Source organism: Naumannella halotolerans, from assembly GCF_004364645.1.
Classification (GTDB): Bacteria; Actinomycetota; Actinomycetes; order Propionibacteriales; family Propionibacteriaceae; genus Naumannella; species Naumannella halotolerans.
Map to the genome: position 1 here is coordinate 2,176,013 of NZ_SOAW01000001.1, position 17,744 is coordinate 2,193,756.

Sequence of the window (17,744 nt, forward strand, 5' to 3'; positions counted from 1 at the left end):
ACGCTCCCACGCATTCACCCGTTCCGTCACTCCTTTGAACAAAACTGTTATGTCCATGTCGAGAGTTGCCCTGCCGATCGGCACCACCGACACCACCCCCAGGCCCGCGCAGCCCCCTTCACCCGGCCCGCACCGTCTGGGCGCAAGGTGCACGCTGCCACACGGAGGAGGACCGCTTCCCCGCAGACGCAGCAGGGCCCGGGTGCGCCTGTCGCGCACCCGGGCCCTGCTCAACCGGGAATCAACCCGTCACCGACTCAGCGGAAGTCGCCCCCGAGGTCGTAGTCCTCCAGCGGAACCGCGGCACCCGAACCGGAGCCGAAGCCGTAGTCGTAGGACTCGTAGCTGATGGAGTACGCATTGGCCTTGGCCTCCGCGGTCGGCTCCACCCGGATATTGCGGTAACGGTCGAGACCGGTACCAGCCGGGATCAGCTTGCCGAGGATCACGTTCTCCTTCAGACCGACCAGGGAGTCGGACTTGCCGTGGATCGCCGCATCGGTCAACACCTTGGTGGTCTCCTGGAAGGAGGCCGCCGACAGCCAGGACTCGGTGGCCAGCGATGCCTTGGTGATACCCATCAGCACCGGACGACCCGAGGCCGGTTGACCGCCCTCGGAGACCACCCGACGGTTCTCCGACTCGAAGGCCTGCCGGTCGACCAGGTCACCGGCCAGCATGGTCGTGTCACCGGACTCGATGACGGTGATCCGACGCAGCATCTGCCGGATGATGATCTCGATGTGCTTGTCGTGGATACCTGCACCCTGGGTGCCGTAGACCTGCTGGACCTCGTCCACCAGGTGCTCCTGCACCCGACGCACACCGAGCACCCGCAGGACGTCCTGCGGATCCGGGGTACCCACGGTCAGCTGCTGTCCGACCGACACGTGCTGGCCGTCCTCGACCAGCATCCGTGCCCGGCGGCCGACGGAGATCTCGATCTCCTCGCTGCCGTCGTCGGGGGTCAGCGTCAGCTTCCGGCTGCGATCGGCGTCCTCGACCGAGATCCGCCCGGCGAGCTCGGCGATCGGCGCCTTGCCCTTCGGGGTACGGGCCTCGAACAGCTCGACCACACGCGGCAGACCCTGCGTGATGTCGTCACCGGCCACACCACCGGTGTGGAAGGTACGCATCGTCAGCTGGGTACCGGGCTCACCGATCGACTGCGCGGCGACGATACCCACGGCCTCACCGACGTCGACCAGCTTGCCGCTGGCCAGCGAGCGGCCGTAACACATCGCACAGGTGCCGGTGGCGGCCTCACAGGTGAGGACCGAACGCACCTTGACCTGGGTGATGCCGGAGTTGATCAGCATCGCGATGTTCACATCGCCGAGGTCGACCCCGGCCGGCACCAGCACATCACCGTTGGCGTCGAGCACATCGGTGGCCAGGGTACGGGCGTAGACGGCGTTCTCGACCTTCTCGTCGGGAACCAGCACACCGTTCTCCTCGACCGCGATGGTCTTGGTCAGGCCACGCTCGGTGCCACAGTCCTCCTCGCGGATGATCACGTCCTGGGAGACATCGACCAGACGACGGGTCAGGTAACCGGAGTCTGCGGTACGCAGCGCCGTGTCGGCCTGTCCCTTCCGGCCACCGTGGGTGGAGAAGAAGTACTCCAGCACCGACAGGCCCTCGCGGAAGTTGGACTTGATCGGCTGCGGGATGATCTGCCCCTTCGGGTTCACCACCAGGCCACGCATGGCGGCGATCTGACGCATCTGCACCAGGTTTCCGCGGGCACCCGAGTTCACCATCATGAAGATCGGGTTGGTGGGCTCGAAGTTCTTCTCCATCGCCACACCGAGCTGGCCGGTTGCCTCGGTCCAGATCTCGATCAGTTCCTGACGCCGCTCGTCCTCGGTGATCAGACCGCGATCGTACTGCTTGTCGATCTTCGCGGCCCGGTCCTCGTACCCGGCCAGGATCTCCGGCTTGTCCGGCGGGGTCATCACGTCGCTGATGGACACGGTGACACCGGACCGGGTGGCCCAGCGGAAACCGATGTCCTTCAGGTTGTCCAGCGTGGCGGCGACCTCGACCTTGGTGTAGCGCTCGGCGAGATCGTTGACGATCACACCCAGCTGCTTCTTCCCGACCTCGGTGTTGACGAACGGGTAGTCCTCGGGCAGGGCCTGGTTGAACAGCGCCCGACCCAGGGTCGTCTCCAGCAGCACCGAACCGTCGGCGCGCAGTTCCACACCCTTCGGCGGGACGATGTCGCGCAAACGCAGGCGGACCTTCGCACCGATGGCCAACTCACCGCGATCGAAGGCCATGATGGCCTCCTCGACGGTGCCGAACACCCGTCCCTCACCGATCACGCCATCGCGCTGCTGGGTCAGGAAGTAGTGACCGATGATCATGTCCTGGGTGGGCATGGTCACCGGGCGACCGTCGGCCGGCTTCAGAATGTTGTTGGTCGACAACATCAGGATCCGGGCCTCGGCCTGAGCCTCGGCACTCAACGGCAGGTGCACAGCCATCTGGTCACCGTCGAAGTCGGCGTTGAAGGCGGTGCAGACCAGCGGATGGATCTGGATGGCCTTGCCCTCGATCAGCTGCGGCTCGAAGGCCTGGATGCCCAGACGGTGCAGCGTGGGGGCACGGTTCAGCAGTACCGGGTGCTCGGTGATGACCTCTTCGAGGACATCCCAGACCACTGGACGCTGACGCTCGACCATCCGCTTGGCGGACTTGATGTTCTGCGCGTGGTTCAGGTCGTCCAGGCGCTTCATCACGAACGGCTTGAACAGCTCCAGGGCCATCGGCTTGGGCAGACCACACTGGTGCAGCTTCAGCTGCGGGCCGACCACGATCACCGAACGACCCGAGTAGTCCACCCGCTTGCCGAGCAGGTTCTGCCGGAACCGGCCCTGCTTGCCCTTCAGCATGTCCGAGATCGACTTCAGCGGACGGTTGCCCGGACCGGTGACCGCACGACCACGACGCCCGTTGTCGAACAGCGAGTCCACGGCCTCCTGCAGCATCCGCTTCTCGTTGTTCACGATGATCTCGGGCGCACCGAGGTCCAGCAGACGCTTCAACCGGTTGTTCCGGTTGATCACCCGGCGGTAGAGGTCGTTCAGGTCGGAGGTGGCGAAACGTCCACCGTCGAGCTGCACCATCGGACGGATGTCCGGCGGGATCACCGGTACGCAGTCCAGCACCATCCCGGTGGGGCTGTTGCCCGTGGACAGGAACGCCGAGACGACCTTCAACCGCTTCAGGGCACGAGTCTTGCGCTGTCCCTTGCCGGTGGCGATGATCGTCTTCAGGTTCTCGGCCTCGGCCTGCAGGTCGAAGCTCTCCAGACGCTTCTGGATCGCCTCGGCACCCATGTAGCCGGTGAAGTACTTGCCGAAGCGCGCCTTCATCTCCCGGTAGAGGATCTCATCGCCCTCGAGGTCCTGGACCTTCAGCGACTTGAACCGATCCCAGACCGCGTCGAGCCGGTCGAGCTCGCGCTGGGCGCGGTCACGAAGCTGCTTGACCTCCTTCTCGGCGGCGTTCTCGGTCTTCTTCTTGATGTCGGCCTTGGCGCCCTCGGACTCCAGACGCTCGAGGTCCTCCTCCAGCTTCTTCAGCCGGGTCTCGACGTCGGCGTCCTTCTTCCGCTCGATCTGGGCGCGCTCGACACCGACCTTGCCCTCCAGGGAGGAAAGGTCGCGGTGACGGGCATCCTCGTCAACCGAGGTGATCATGTAGGCGGCGAAGTAGATGACCTTCTCCAGGTCCTTCGGCGCGATGTCCAGCAGGTAACCCAGCCGGCTCGGCACGCCCTTGAAGTACCAGATGTGGGTCACCGGGGCGGCCAGCTCGATGTGGCCCATCCGGTCGCGGCGGACATTGGAGCGGGTCACCTCGACGCCGCAGCGCTCGCAGATGATGCCCTTGAAGCGCACCCGCTTGTACTTGCCGCAGTAGCACTCCCAGTCCCGGGTGGGACCGAAGATCTTCTCGCAGAAAAGGCCGTCGCGCTCGGGCTTGAGCGTGCGGTAGTTGATGGTTTCGGGCTTCTTGACCTCGCCGTACGACCAAGCACGGATCTCGTCGGCAGTCGCGAGTCCGATTCGGAGCTCTTCGTAGAGGTTCACGTCCAGCACGTGTTTTCCGTTCCTTCGAATGAGTGGTGAAGAGTTTGGGGTGGTTCACGAGTGAGGGGGCCGGCGCCGGCGTGGATCACGCCGGCGCGGCCCGTACCTCACACCTCTTCGACGTCGGCCAGGCCCTCACCGGGTCGGCGGCTCAGGTCGATTCCGAAGTCGTCGGAGGGACGGTAGTTGTCCTCCTCGGTGTCCTTCAGGTCGACCAGGGTTCCGTCGCTCGACAGCACCTCGACGTTCAGGCAGAGCGACTTCATCTCCTTGACCAGCACCTTGAACGACTCGGGGATGCCGGGCTCGGGGATGTTCTCGCCCTTGACGATGGCCTCGTAGACCTTCACCCGACCGGTCACGTCATCGGACTTGATGGTCAGCAGCTCCTGCAGCGCCCAGGCGGCGCCGTAGGCCTCGAGCGCCCAGACCTCCATCTCGCCGAACCGCTGGCCACCGAATTGCGCCTTACCGCCCAGCGGCTGCTGGGTGATCATCGAGTACGGACCGGTGGAACGGGCGTGGATCTTGTCGTCGACCAGGTGGTGCAGCTTCAGCATGTACATGTAGCCGACACCGATCGGTTCGGGGTACGGCTCGCCGGAGCGTCCGTCGAACAACCGCGCCTTGCCGGTGCCGTCGACCATGTGGTTGCCATCGCGGTTCGGCAGGCCATTGCCCAGCAGACCGGTGACCTCCTCCTCGGTGGCGCCGTCGAAGACCGGGGTCGCGAGGCGGGAGTTGGCCTCCACACGCTCGAGCCCGACGCTCTTCAGCCGATCGGCCCAGGCGACACCCTCGGGCACACCGCTGATGTCCCAGCCGGTCTTGGCGACCCAGCCCAGGTGCATCTCCAGCACCTGTCCCAGGTTCATCCGGCCCGGCACACCGAGCGGGTTCAGCACGATGTCGACCGGGGTCCCGTCCTCCAGGAACGGCATGTCCTCGACCGGGTTGATCTTGGCGATCACACCCTTGTTGCCGTGGCGGCCGGCCAGCTTGTCACCGTCGCTGATCTTGCGCTTCTGGGCGACGTAGACCCGCACCAGCTGGTTCACACCTGGAGGCAGCTCGTCACCCTCGTCGCGGTCGAAGACGCGCACGCCGATGACGGTTCCGGACTCGCCGTGCGGCACCTTCATCGAGGTGTCGCGGACCTCCCGGGCCTTCTCACCGAAGATCGCCCGCAGCAGCCGCTCCTCCGGGGTCAGCTCGGTCTCACCCTTCGGGGTGACCTTGCCGACCAGGATGTCGCCGGTGCCGACCTCGGCACCGATCCGGATGATGCCGCGCTCGTCGAGGTTGGTGAGCATCTCCTCGTTGACATTGGGGATGTCGCGGGTGATCTCCTCGGCGCCCAGCTTGGTGTCGCGGGCGTCGACCTCGTGCTCCTCGATGTGGATCGAGGTCAGGACGTCGTCCTGCACGATCCGCTGGCTGAGGATGATGGCGTCCTCGTAGTTGTGGCCCTCCCAGGGCATGAAGGCAACCAGCAGGTTGCGGCCCAGGGAGACCTCGGCGCCATCGGTGGCCGGACCGTCGGCCAGCGGCGTACCGACCTCGACCCGGTCACCCTCGACCACCAGCGGGCGCTGGTTGATGCAGGTGCCGGCATTCGACCGCTTGAACTTCTGCAGCCGGAAGGTCTGGTAGGTGCCGTCGTCGGCGGCGATGTCGATCAGGTCTGCCGAGACGCTGGTGACCACACCGGGCTTGTCGGCGACGGTGACATCACCGACGTCGACCGCGGCGCGGTACTCCATACCGGTGCCGACGAACGGGGCATCGGAACGGATCAGCGGCACGGCCTGACGCTGCATGTTCGAGCCCATCAGGGCGCGGGATGCGTCGTCGTGCTCCAGGAACGGGATCATCGCGGTCGCCACCGACACCATCTGCCGCGGCGAGACGTCCATGTACTCGACCTCTTCGCGCGGCACGGTGTCGACGTCACCGTGGTGCTTGCGGACCAGCACCCGTTCCTCGGCGAAGGACATGTCGTCGTTCAGCGCGGCGTTGGCCTGCGCGATGACGTAGCGGTCCTCCTCGTCGGCAGTCAGGTAGTCCACGTCATCGGTGACGATGCCGTTGACGATCTTCCGGTACGGGGTCTCGATGAAGCCGAACGGGTTCACCCGGGCGAACGAGGCCAGCGAACCGATCAGCCCGATGTTCGGGCCTTCAGGGGTCTCGATCGGACACATCCGGCCGTAGTGGCTGGGGTGCACGTCACGGACTTCCATCTGCGCGCGGTCACGGGAGATACCACCCGGGCCGAGCGCGTTCAGGCGCCGCTTGTGGGTCAGGCCGGCCAGCGGGTTGTTCTGGTCCATGAACTGCGACAGCTGCGAGGTGCCGAAGAACTCACGCAGGGCGGCGGTGACCGGACGGATGTTGATCAGGGTCTGCGGCGTGATCGCCTCGATGTCCTGGGTGGTCATCCGGTCGCGGACCACGCGCTCCATCCGACCCAGGCCGGTGCGCAGCTGGTTCTGGATCAGCTCGCCGACCGTCCGCAGACGGCGGTTGCCGAAGTGGTCGATGTCGTCCTTCTCGACCAGTACCTCGGTGCCGTTCGGCGCCGGCAGGGTCTCCTTGCCCTCGTGCAGAGCCACCAGGTAACGGATCGCCGAGACGATGTCGTCGGTGGTCAGCACCTGGGTGTCGAAGGCCTCGTCGGTGCCCAGCTTCTTGTTGATCTTGTAGCGACCAACCTTGGCCAGGTCGTAGCGCTTGGGGTTGAAGTAGTAGTTCTCCAACAGCTGCTGAGCCGCCTCACGGGTCGGCGGTTCGCCCGGGCGCAGCTTGCGGTAGATGTCCAGCAGCGCCTCGTCGGTGTTGGCGGTGTGGTCCTTCTCCAGGGTCAGCCGCATCGACTCCGAGTCGCCGAACTCCTCCAGGATCTGCTCATTGGTCCAGCCCAGGGCCTTCAGCAGGACGGTCACGTTCTGCTTGCGCTTGCGGTCCAGGCGGACACCGACGAGATCGCGCTTGTCGATCTCGAACTCCAGCCAGGCACCGCGCGAGGGGATCACCTTGCAGGTGAAGATGTCCTTGTCGGAGGTCTTGTCCGGGGTCTGCTCGAAGTAGACACCGGGGGAACGGACGAGCTGGGAGACGACGACCCGCTCGGTTCCGTTGACAATGAAAGTGCCCTTGTCGGTCATCAGCGGGAAGTCACCGATGAAGACGGTCTGGGACTTGATCTCACCGGTGTCGTTGTTCACGAACTCGGCGGTGACGAACAGCGGCGCGGCGTAGGTGACGTCACGCTCCTTGCATTCGTCGACGGTGAACTTCGGCTCTTCGAAGCGGTGGTCGCGGAACGACAGCGACATCGTCCCGGGGTAGTCCTCGATGGGGGAGATCTCGGCGAACATCTCCTCCAGACCCGACTTGGTGTTGACGTCGGTCCGTCCGGCTTCCAACTGAGCGTTGACACGCTGCTGCCAGACTTCGTTCCCGACGAGCCAGTCGAAGGATTCGATCTGCAGATCGAGGAGGTTCGGGACCTCCATCGGCTCGGCGATCTTGGCGAAGGAGATGCGGCCAGTTGAGGAGATGACGTTGGTGTTCTTCGAGGCGGTGCGCGAGGCGGCCAACAGATTGGTCCTTCCAGAACAGCTATATGTTTTTCGGCACACTGAGCGGCCCGTGTCAAGACGGGCAGACAGGTAGCGATGGGGCAAGGAAAGAGCCTACCAAGCCGAATATGCGAAGTCAACTGCCAGACGGCAGGACAAGTAGCGCCCGTCAAAGCCGAGCGGTGCGAGCACCAGCATACCGATCCGGGGAGCGGGTGCAAGCACCACCTGTGCGCCGGCGCTTCGCGTGTTCATGGTCAGCGCTTCGCGCCTCCGCTTCATGGTCGGCGCTTCGCGCCTGCGCGCAATCCCATCGGGACTTGTGGTGGGCAGAACCGGGCGCAAGGCCACCAGATCCCCCGAAGAGATGACGCTGTCCGGGGGAAACCACGAGCCGCCCCGGGCCGACGGCGCCCGAACTCAGCCGCGGACGGTACGTCGGGGCAGCTGTAAGGCCATCACCAGACCGGCGGCGACCAGGATGCCGAACAGCGGCGGGATCCCCAGTTCCCACTGGCCGGTGACATAGGCGACCACGGTGCCGGCCACGAAGGCCGCGAGATTGCGCCAGTCGAAGGCCGGCAGTACGTACCCCTCGGGTACGCCGTTGCGCCAGCGGCAGAACCAGTCGGCGATGATCACCCCGCCCAGCGGCGGGATGAACGTACCGACCAGGCCGAGGTAGTCGATCAGGCTGTTCTGCACGCCGAGCAGCGCCGGTGCGGTACCGATCACAGCCCCGCCGATGACGAACGGGCCCTTCTTCGGCCGGTTGAACAGCTCGGCACCGGCGACGCCGAAGGCATAGGCGGTGTCGGCATTGGAGGTCCACAGGTTACCGAAGAGCAGGAACAGACCGGCCCCCACCAGCCCCAGCTGGAAGAGCACGACCACGAAGTCACCCTCACCCTGGGTGAGGGCACCGATCGCACCGAAGACCACCATCGCACCGTTGCCGACCACGAAGGCGACCAGACAGGCCGTCACCGCGGCCGAGCCGGAACGGGCGAACCGGGTCCAGTTCGGCACCTGGGTACCGGCGGAGACGAAGGTGCCGACCACGGCGGTCACCGCGGTGGCCACACTCATGGTCGTCACCGGTTCGATCGCGTTCAGCCCGTCGATGCCGCCGACCGAACCGACCGAGGTGAAGGCCACCCAGACCGCCAGGATCAGCACCAGCGGGGTCGCCACCAATGAGGCCCAGTACATCCCGTGGTAGCCGTACAACGCGGTCACCACCATCAACGCCGAGGTGACGAGCATGATCGCCGCCCGGGCCCACCAGGACTCCCAGCCGGTCGCCTGGGCGGTCAGATCGCCGACCGTCCCCACGGTCACCCCGTACCAGCCGACCTGGGTGCCACCGAGGATGATCGAGGCCAGTTTCGAACCCGAGGTGCCGAAACTGCGCCGGGCCATCACCACCGTGGTCAGGCCGGACCGGGCACCGACGTAGCCCATCAGCGCGACATAGGTGCCCAGGATCGCCGAGCCGATGGCGATCACGCCCATCAGGGCACCGAAGTCGAATGCCGGGCCGAGCCCCGCGCCGGCCGCCATCGTCGGGGTGAAGACGGTGAAACCGAGCAGCACCACCAACAAGGTGAACCCCGAACGGCGGGCGCTGCGCGGGACCGGTGTCACCGGGTAGTCGGGGTCGATCGGTTCGACCGGATCGATCGGGTCCTGCTCGGCCACCTGCCCGGTCATACTTCCTCCCCGATGTCCTCGGCCCAGATCTCCGGGCGTTCGCTCAGCGTCTTGTCCATCAACCCCAGACACGTCGGGTCGTCGAGCACGGTCAACTCGACGCCGCGACTGCGCAGCAGGTCCTCCGACACCGAGTACGTGCGGTTCTCGCCGATCACGATCCGTGGGATGTCGTAGAGCAGGGCCGTACCGGCGCACATCCAGCACGGCGAGAGCGTGGTGTAGAGCACGCTGGTGCGGTACACCCGCGCCGGCTGCCGGCCGGCATTCTCCAGACAGTCGGTCTCACCGTGGCGGATCGCACTCCCCCACTGCACCCGGCGGTTCCGGCCGACGGCCAGCACCTGGCCGTCATGGACCAGGACGGCACCGATCGGCACACCACCCTCGTCCCACCCGAGCTGGGCCTGCTCGATCGCCAGAGCCATGAAGCGTTCGTCGTCGGTCACGGTCCAACTCTGGCCCACAAGGGGTCGGGGCCGCAGCCGGAATCGGTGTCGGCCTTGTTACGACTGTTCACCCGTCACGACTGCTCACCGGACCGGGGGCCAGGGCTGCGATCAGGGAATCACCGGTGGTTCGTAGGTGAAGGTCATGCCCAGACCCCAGCAGAGCAGGATGATCACCGGCAGGTGGAGCATGAACTGCAGACCGGTGAAGCCGACGATGTCGCGGGCACGCAGGTGCAACAGGGCCAGCATCGGCAACATGAAGAACGGGTTGATCATGTTCGGCAGGGCCTCGGCCATGTTGTAGATCTGCACCGTCCAGCCCAGGTTCATGCCGATGTCGGTGGCCGACTGCATCACGTACGGCGCCTCGACCAGCCACTTGCCACCACCGGACGGTACGAGCAGCCCCAGCAGCGCGGTGTAGATGACCAGCACGACCGCGAACCAGCCACCGCCGCCGAGAGCGGTGAAGATCTCCGACACCCGGTGGGAGACGGTGGTGCCGTTGAACCCCTCGGCCTCGGTCAGCACCGCACCCATCGCCGCGTACAGCGGGAACTGGATCAGGATGCCGGCGGTCGCCGGAACCGCCTTGGCGACCGCATCCAGGAACCGGCGCGGGGTGCCGTGCAGGACCAGGCCGAGCATCAGGAAGACCAGCAGGTACCCGTTCAGCGAGGAGGCGACGGTCAGGAAGGGTTTGCTGACGAACTCGTTGATCAGCCAGCCGAGGGTCAGCAGGCCGAGCAGCCAGGGCAGGATCGGTGAGTACTCCGGCCGCTCCCCCGGCCGGGTGGGTTTGCCCGCCGGTTCCGGTTCGTCGTTCAGATCCACCTGCATCTGCTCGGCGGTACGGATCGCCGCCCCGCGTGGGGCGGAGAAGGCCGCGATGATCACCGTGATCACGATCAGCACCGCCGCCGAGAGCAGCGACTGCCAGGTGAAGATGGTCTTGCCGAAATCGAACACGCCGGTGATCTGCAGCAGGCTCTCGGGGATCGAGGAGGCCGTCGCCTGCAACTGTGCTGCCGAGGAGGACAGGCCCAGTGCCCAGACGCTGCCCAGGCCCATGAAGGCCGCCGCACCGAGCGCGCGGTAGTCGACGGCCAGATCCTTGCGGCGAGCGATCGCCCGGGCCAACAGACCACCGAAGACCAGGCTGAGCCCCCAGTTCAGCATCGACACCAGACAGGCCAGCAGGGCGACGAAGGCGATCGCCGAACGCGGACCGTTGGGCCGCCGGGCAAGCCATTCGATCAGCTTGGCCACCGGCGGCGAGGTCGCCACCACGTACCCGGTGAGGACGACCATCGCCATCTGCAGGGTGAAGGCCGTGAGGTCCCAGAAGCCGCCACCGAAGGACTGGGCGACGGCAACCGGTGAGGCGCCGTTGATCATGGCCAGGACGGCGACCAGGACGACGCCGACGGCGGCGAAGATATAGGCATCGGGGAACCACTTCTCGGTCCACCCGGCGAGTTTCTGGGCGACCCGCGCAAGACCGCGCTCGGCTGCCTCCGGTTCATGATCGACGGCACTCACCACTGTCCTCCTTGACGTTGGTTGTTCGGAACAGCCGCAGACTAGCGGCAGTTCCCGCACCGGAGGGCGGTGGTCGCGAGCGGCGTTGCGCTGGCAGGTGACGGCACCGCACTAGGCTGGTCGAGGTGGACGAGCAACTGCGCACCGAGTTCGAGGCACTGCTGCACGGTCACCGCCGGGCGGTCGAGGACCGGATCGGCGAACGCACCGCGGAGATCGACATCCTGCGCAGTTCGAGGGCCTCGGAGTTCACCGACGACGAGCACGACCCGGAGGGCACCACCCTCTCGGCCGAGTGGACCTTGCGCGAAGGACTGCGCGAGGCCGATGCGGCCGAACTGGAGGCGATCGATGCCGCCCTGGACCGGCTCCGCGACGGAACCTTCGGTCGGTGCCTGCGCTGCGGCCGACAGATCCCGGTCGAGCGCCTGCGGATCCGCCCGACCGCAACGTTGTGCGTACCCTGCGCCGCTCGTCGGGACCGTTGACCCGGATTCAGCTCTCGCCGCTCAGGCCTCACTGCGTTGTTGCAGTTTGTTCATCCCTGCCAGCCATTTGTCCGGATGGGTGGCCCGTGTCACGTAGTAGTCGGCGACCTGCGGATGCGGCAGCACGAAGAACTGCCCGGACTCGATGGCGGCGAACAGGGCATCGGCCACCTGCACCGGTTGCAGGACCCCCTCGGCCTCCATCACCTCCCGCCCCTCGCTGCTGCGGAACAGTGCGGTGTCGACCCCCTGCGGGCAGATCGCATGCACCGAGATCCCCCGATGGGCGTAGGTCAACTGCAGCCACTCGGCGAAGGCGACCGCGGCGTGTTTGGTCACCGAATAGGCCGCGCCGCCGAGCAGGGTGAGCAGACCGGCGGCCGAGGCGGTGACCACGAACCGGCCTCCCCCGGTCTGCGACCAGCGGGGTACGAGCAGCTGGGCGGCTCGCACATGAGCCATCGTGTTCACCTGCCAGGTGAGGTCCCAACCGGGCTCGTCGAGCTGCAGGCCGACTGGTCCACCGACCCCGGCATTGGCCACCCAGCAGTCGATCCCGCCGAGCTCGGCATCGGCCGCCGCGACCAGTGCGGCCACCCCCTCGGCACCGGCGGCGTCCCCGGCGAAGGCCACCGCACCGATCTCCTCGGCGGTGCGTTGCAGTCGATCATGATCAAGGTCGTTGATCACCACCGAGGCACCGCGAGCGACGAAACCGGCGGCGATGGCGGCACCGATCCCACCGGCGGCACCGGTCACCACCACTCGCTGTCCGGCGAAGGACGACGGCTCACCCGGGATCACCACAGCTGCAGGCTCCGGTTGAAGATCCCGGCAAGATCATCTGCCTCGACCGGTTTCGGTGCCGTGCTCAGCAACCGCTCCTGCTTCAGCGATCCCTCCACGAGTTGATCGACATCGGCTTCACCGAAGCCGACCGCGCCGATGCCATTGGGGATCCCGATGTCGCGCATCAGGGCGATCAGCACCTCGGGCAGGAACTCGCGGGCATCCTGCGGGCACTGTGCACTCGGGTCCAACAACCTGGCCGCCTCGACATGCCGCTCGGGGTCGGCATCGAAGGTGAACCGGAATGCCTCCGGCGCGGTCAACGCGACCGCCATGCCGTGCGGCACCATGGCTTCGGTCCCGGGGTAGTCGGCGGGATGGAAGTCGGTGACCTGCCCGGCGATCGGGTACGCATTGGCGTGCGGGATGTGGACCCCGGCGTTGCCGAATCCCATCCCGGCGAAGGTGGCCGCCATCGCCATCGCCTGCCGGGCCTGGGCGTCCTTGCCGTCACGAACCGCAGTCCGGAAGCTGCCCGACAGCAGGGACATGGCCTTGGCCGACCACATGTCGGAGATCGGGTTGGCGCCGCAATAGGGGACCCGCTGCTGCGGCTGCTTGGCCGGATAGGAGTCGTAGGGGCGTGCGGTCCAGGACTCCAGTGCGTGACAGAGAATGTCCATCCCGGCTGCGGCGGTCACCCCCGAGGGCTGGCTGAAGGTCAACTCGGGATCGATCACAGCCATGGCCGGGCGCAACCGCGGATGGGAGATCCCGGTCTTGACCTTCAGCGACAACACGTCGAGGACGCAGATGGTGGTGCTCTCGGCACCCGTACCGGTGGTCGTCGGTACCGCCACCAGCGGATGCAACGGTTCGCTCGGCGCCCTGCCCTGGCCGATCGGCGCATTGATGTAGTCCATCAACTCGCCCGGGTTGGTGCTCAACAGGTTGATCGCCTTCGCCGTGTCGATCGTCGACCCACCGCCGACCGCGACGAAACCGTCCCAGGGTCCGTTCTCCCGCGCCCACCCGACCGCCAGCGCCAACGACTCGTCGGTCGGTTCCACATGCACCTGGTCGAAGACCTGGGCCTCGATCCCGAAACGGCCCATCTGATCGGCGATCCGCTGCGGATGGCCGGAGGCGGCGATCCCGGGGTCGGTCACCACCAGCACCCGCTTCGCCCCGGTCAGGCTCAGGTCGTACCCGATCTCGGCCGAGGCACCGGAACCGAACTTCAGTTGCGGAGCCCCGTAGGTGAAGATCGTCTCGGTGGCCTGACCACCGTCGTGCGGCTGGTCGTTGTCGGACATGGTCCCTCCTGAGCGTCATTGCCGGATGGCTTCGGGCTGCTGCCCGAGTGTCGGTTCCCGAGGCCACTTCGGCCCCGGGGCACCAGTCTTACGCAGCCGCTGATCGAGCGCTAGGTTGGGGTCCATCCGCGGGTCCGGCAACAGGGCCGGACCGGTAGCCGAAAGGGTCAACGATGACCGAGAACGCACCGTCCATGGCCGAGTTCCTTGCCGGAGCCCCGAAGAACTGGGGCAAGTGGGGACCTGATGACGAAGTCGGATCGCTGAACTACCTGACCCCGGCGGAGGTGCTGCGCGGGGTCGCCGAGGCCCGGGAGGGCAAGGTGTTCACGCTGCAGCGGCTGATCGGTGACCCGGCCGGTGATCCGGTCTGGCCGGGGCGCGAGCCGGCGAAGCGGACGATGATCCTCGACGAGGCGACCTGGGACCACGACGGCGCACCGCAATTCCCCGGGGGGTTGCACTACGCCGACGACAAGATCGAGGCCTTCCTGCAGGGATCGACGCAGTACGACGCGCTGGGACATGTCTGGTACGACGGGCAGCTCTGGAACGGTTACGACGCCCGTACCACCGTCGGCGGTATGGACAAGGCGAGCGTCGAGCCGATCGCCGAACGGGGTGTGGTCGGGCGCGGGATCCTGCTGGACATGGCCCGTTTCCGGGGCAAGCAAGCGCTGGACAAGGCCGAGACGTTCACCCACGAGGACCTGCTCGCCTGTGCCCAGGCGCAGGGCCAGCAGATCGAGAAGCACGACGTCGTGGTGATCCGGACCAACTTCTTGTCCTGGTTCCACGAGCTGGGCGACGCCTTCTACGACGGATTCTGCGAACCCGGTCTGCGCTACTCGGTCGAACTCGCCGAGTGGTTCCAGCAGATGGAGATCCCCAACCTGGTCACCGACACCATCGCCAACGAGATCACCACCGACCCCGACAGCGGGGTGGCCCTGCCCTTGCACAATGCGTTGATGCGCAACCTCGGGGTGACCCTGACCGAGATCTGTGATCTGGAGAAGTTGGCGGCCGACTGCGCCGAGGACGGCCGCTACACCTTCCTCTACGCCGCCGCCCCGCTGAAGGTCCACCAGGCCACCGGTAGCCCGGTGAACCCGATCGCGATCAAGTGATGATCAGCTGACCGCAGGCGAGTTGATCACCGCACAGAAGTTGATCATGGGGGTCCCACCGATCGGGCTCAGCGGTTCAGCCAGGCCTGCCGTACCGCGTCGGAGACCGCCGGCACCACCCGCGGGTCGAACGGGCTGGGAATGATCAGGTCCGGACGCAGCTCGTCGACGATCACATCGCTGAGGGCGTCGGCAGCCGCCAGTTTCATCTCCTCGGTGATCGTGGTGGCCCCGGCATCCAAGGCCCCCAGGAACACCCCGGGGAAGGCCAGCACGTTGTTGATCTGATTGGGGAAGTCGCTGCGCCCGGTGGCGACCACACTGGCGTACCTCGCGGCGACCTCGGGATGGATCTCCGGGGTCGGGTTGGACAAGCCGAAGATGATCGCCTCCGGTGCCATGGTGGCGACCACCTCCTCGGCGATCGTGCCACCGGACAGGCCGACGAAGACATCGGCATCCCGCAGGGCCTCGGCGATCCCGCCGACGATGCCGCTGCGATTGGTCCAGCCGAGCAGCTCCGACTTCACCGGGGTCAGGTCGTCACGTTCGTCGCCGATGATGCCGCGGGAGTCCAGCATCAGGATATCGGCCACACCGTGGGCGTACAGCATCTTGGCGCAGGCGATCCCGGCAGCCCCGGCACCGGAGATGACCACCTTCAGCGAACCGTCCTCCCGGCCGGTCAGTCGCCGGGCATTGCGCATCGCCGCGGTCACCACGATCGCCGTACCGTGCTGATCGTCGTGCATCACCGGGATGTCGAGGCGTTCGCGCAGCCGGTCCTCGATCTCGAAACACCGGGGTGCCGAGATGTCCTCCAGGTTGATCGCACCGAACGACGGGGCCATCCGTACCACCGTCTCCACGAACTCGTCGACATCGGTGGTGTCCAGGGCGATCGGGAACGAGGCCAGCCCGGAGAACTCGGTGAACAGGCAGGACTTGCCCTCCATCACCGGCAGCGAGGCGACCGGCCCGATGTCGCCCAGGCCGAGCACGGCCGTACCGTCGGTGATCACCGCGACGGTACGTGGGGAGGAGAGGTACTTCGGTGCCTCCGACGGGTACTCGGCCAGCCGCCGGGACACCTCGGCGACACCGGGTGTGTAGACCAGGGACAGGTCGGCGGCATCGCGGATCGGTCGCTTCGAACCGATGGACAGTTTGCCGCCGTCGTGGGCGTCGTAGATCGGCTGCAGCGCAGCGTCGATCGGCGGTGGGGTGGTCATGGCGGGTACTCCTGGAACGAAGGTCTCGACTGCGAGGGTCACCCGCGCTGATGACTCCGGGGGTCACCCGGCGACCGCCATGCTCGCACAGACTCCGGCCCTTGGCCAGCACCGGCCGGGCGCCGATTCCCAACCGTGACCAATGACACCGGCGCCCCCCACCCCGGCAGCGGGCCGAACACACAGGAGGCGGGACCGGAAGATCCGGACCCGCCTCCTGCGGTACTTCGATCACCCCCTGACGGGGGCAGCAATCACTTCAGGGTGACGCTGGCGCCGGCGGCCTCGAGGGCCTCCTTGGCCTTCTCCGCGTCTTCCTTCTTGGCGCCTTCGAGGATCGCCTTCGGAGCGGACTCGACCAGATCCTTGGCCTCCTTCAGCCCGAGGCTGGTCAGCGCACGGACCTCCTTGATGACGGCAATCTTCTTGCCACCATCGGAATCCAGGATCACGTCGAAGGAGTCCTTCTCCTCCTCGGCCGGGGCGTCGCCACCGGCGCCGCCGGCAGCCGGGGCCGCGACAGCCGCGACCGGAGCAGCGGCCTTGACGTCGAAGGTCTCCTCGAACTGCTTCACGAACTCGGACAGCTCGATCAGGGTGAGCTCCTTGAAAGCATCGAGGAGCTCTTCGTTGCTCAGCTTCGCCATGGTGGCGTTCCTTCCTTCAGCTCCGGCTGGTGCCGGAAGTCTTGTTCGGCCCGATTGAGCCGGTTGGTGTGGTGGTGTTGCGGGTCTTACTCTGCTGCGGGCTCTTCGGCGGCTGCCGGGGAGTCCTGCTGCTCCTGCGCTGCGGGTGCCTCGGCCGCCGGCGTACCGGCTCCACCGATCAGCTCCGGGTTCTCCTCCGCTGCAGCCTGCAGCGCAGCGAAGGTACGCACCGCTTCGGTGAGCGGGGCGGCGAACAGGGCTGCGGCATTGGACATGGAAGCCTTCATGGCACCTGCGAGCTTGGCGAGCAGAACCTCGCGCGACTCCAGGTCGGCCAGCTTGGTCACGTCCTCGGCGCCAAGGACGCGGCCGTCCATGACACCACCCTTCAGCACCAGGAGCGGGTTTGCCTTGGCGAAATCACGCAGGCCCTTGGCCACAGTGGCCACGTCACCGTTGATGAAGGCGACAGCGGTCGGCCCGACGAGCTTGTCGTCGAGGCCGTCGATGCCGGCATCCTTCGCGGCACGCTGGGTCAGCGTGTTCTTCGTCACGGCGTAGGTTGCTTCGTCACCGAGCGAGCGCCGAAGTTCCTTCAGCGCCGACACGGAGAGTCCGCGGTACTCGGTGAGCACGACGGCATCGGAGTCGCTGAACCGTGCAGTCAGCTCCTTGACCGTGGCTACCTTGTCTGGCCTCGCCATGGGTATCCCTTCCTTGATTGCTGGTTGCCGAGGACCACAGGCTG

The 17,744-nt window shown here is 66.5% G+C and carries 12 protein-coding genes; 2 read left to right on the top strand and 10 right to left on the bottom strand.

Annotated elements, in window-relative coordinates; translation table 11 throughout:
• Positions 1-257: 257 nt before the first annotated feature.
• From CLV29_RS10140 to CLV29_RS10160, 5 genes are all read right to left on the bottom strand, one after another.
• The gene (locus tag CLV29_RS10140) at positions 258-4,112 is read right to left on the bottom strand and encodes a DNA-directed RNA polymerase subunit beta' (RefSeq protein WP_133754754.1); all 3,855 of its coding nucleotides are present in this window, start codon (positions 4,110-4,112) and stop codon (positions 258-260) included.
• Between the two features lie 98 nt (positions 4,113-4,210).
• Positions 4,211-7,705: a DNA-directed RNA polymerase subunit beta gene (gene rpoB / locus CLV29_RS10145; protein ID WP_133754755.1), complete on the bottom strand. Its 3,495-nt coding sequence runs from the start codon at positions 7,703-7,705 to the stop codon at positions 4,211-4,213.
• 402 nt (positions 7,706-8,107) lie between these two features.
• On the bottom strand, positions 8,108-9,400 hold the full coding sequence (gene codB / locus CLV29_RS10150; protein ID WP_133754756.1) for a cytosine permease: 1,293 nt from the start codon (positions 9,398-9,400) through the stop codon (positions 8,108-8,110).
• Entirely contained in the window at positions 9,397-9,849 is a 453-nt protein-coding gene (locus CLV29_RS10155) for a nucleoside deaminase (RefSeq protein WP_243831826.1), read from the bottom strand. Before CLV29_RS10155 ends, codB begins: the two co-directional genes overlap by 4 nt.
• A gap of 111 nt (positions 9,850-9,960) precedes the next feature.
• Positions 9,961-11,394 carry a short-chain fatty acid transporter gene (locus CLV29_RS10160; protein ID WP_133754757.1) on the bottom strand — a complete coding sequence of 478 codons (1,434 nt, stop codon included), beginning with the start codon at positions 11,392-11,394 and terminating at the stop codon, positions 9,961-9,963.
• A gap of 125 nt (positions 11,395-11,519) precedes the next feature.
• On the opposite strand from CLV29_RS10160, the gene CLV29_RS10165 reads away from it, so the two are divergent.
• Positions 11,520-11,882, top strand: a complete 363-nt coding sequence (locus CLV29_RS10165) for a TraR/DksA family transcriptional regulator (protein ID WP_166649208.1) — start codon at positions 11,520-11,522, stop codon at positions 11,880-11,882.
• A 21-nt stretch (positions 11,883-11,903) separates the two neighbouring features.
• On the opposite strand, the gene CLV29_RS10170 is transcribed toward CLV29_RS10165, so the two are convergent.
• Both CLV29_RS10170 and CLV29_RS10175 read right to left on the bottom strand, forming a co-directional pair.
• Complete coding sequence (locus CLV29_RS10170) at positions 11,904-12,689, bottom strand: SDR family oxidoreductase (RefSeq protein ID WP_243831827.1); 786 nt, start codon at positions 12,687-12,689, stop codon at positions 11,904-11,906.
• Positions 12,683-13,987, bottom strand: coding sequence for a hydroxyacid-oxoacid transhydrogenase (locus CLV29_RS10175; RefSeq protein WP_133754759.1), 1,305 nt, complete (start codon positions 13,985-13,987; stop codon positions 12,683-12,685). Before CLV29_RS10175 ends, CLV29_RS10170 begins: the two co-directional genes overlap by 7 nt.
• Positions 13,988-14,160: 173 nt before the next feature.
• On the opposite strand from CLV29_RS10175, the gene CLV29_RS10180 reads away from it, so the two are divergent.
• The gene (locus CLV29_RS10180) at positions 14,161-15,117 is read left to right on the top strand and encodes a cyclase family protein (protein WP_133754760.1); all 957 of its coding nucleotides are present in this window, start codon (positions 14,161-14,163) and stop codon (positions 15,115-15,117) included.
• Positions 15,118-15,185: 68 nt separating this feature from the next.
• On the opposite strand, the gene CLV29_RS10185 is transcribed toward CLV29_RS10180, so the two are convergent.
• The 3 genes from CLV29_RS10185 to rplJ all read right to left on the bottom strand — a co-directional run bounded on the left by CLV29_RS10185 (position 15,186) and on the right by rplJ (position 17,700).
• Positions 15,186-16,349, bottom strand: coding sequence for an NAD(P)-dependent malic enzyme (locus CLV29_RS10185; protein WP_133754761.1), 1,164 nt, complete (start codon positions 16,347-16,349; stop codon positions 15,186-15,188).
• Positions 16,350-16,603: 254 nt separating this feature from the next.
• Positions 16,604-16,996, bottom strand: coding sequence for a 50S ribosomal protein L7/L12 (gene rplL / locus CLV29_RS10190; RefSeq protein WP_133754762.1), 393 nt, complete (start codon positions 16,994-16,996; stop codon positions 16,604-16,606).
• A gap of 86 nt (positions 16,997-17,082) precedes the next feature.
• Complete coding sequence (rplJ, locus tag CLV29_RS10195; protein ID WP_133754763.1) at positions 17,083-17,700, bottom strand: 50S ribosomal protein L10; 618 nt, start codon at positions 17,698-17,700, stop codon at positions 17,083-17,085.
• Between the last annotated feature and the right edge of the window lie 44 nt (positions 17,701-17,744).

Coding starts and splice junctions, on each gene's coding strand:
- codB (WP_133754756.1), bottom strand. CDS start 9,400: ATGACCGGGCAGGTGGCCGAGCAGGACCCGATCGATCCGGTCGAACCG.
- CLV29_RS10180 (WP_133754760.1), top strand. CDS start 14,161: ATGACCGAGAACGCACCGTCCATGGCCGAGTTCCTTGCCGGAGCCCCG.
- rplJ (WP_133754763.1), bottom strand. CDS start 17,700: ATGGCGAGGCCAGACAAGGTAGCCACGGTCAAGGAGCTGACTGCACGG.
- CLV29_RS10175 (WP_133754759.1), bottom strand. CDS start 13,987: ATGTCCGACAACGACCAGCCGCACGACGGTGGTCAGGCCACCGAGACG.
- rplL (WP_133754762.1), bottom strand. CDS start 16,996: ATGGCGAAGCTGAGCAACGAAGAGCTCCTCGATGCTTTCAAGGAGCTC.
- CLV29_RS10185 (WP_133754761.1), bottom strand. CDS start 16,349: ATGACCACCCCACCGCCGATCGACGCTGCGCTGCAGCCGATCTACGAC.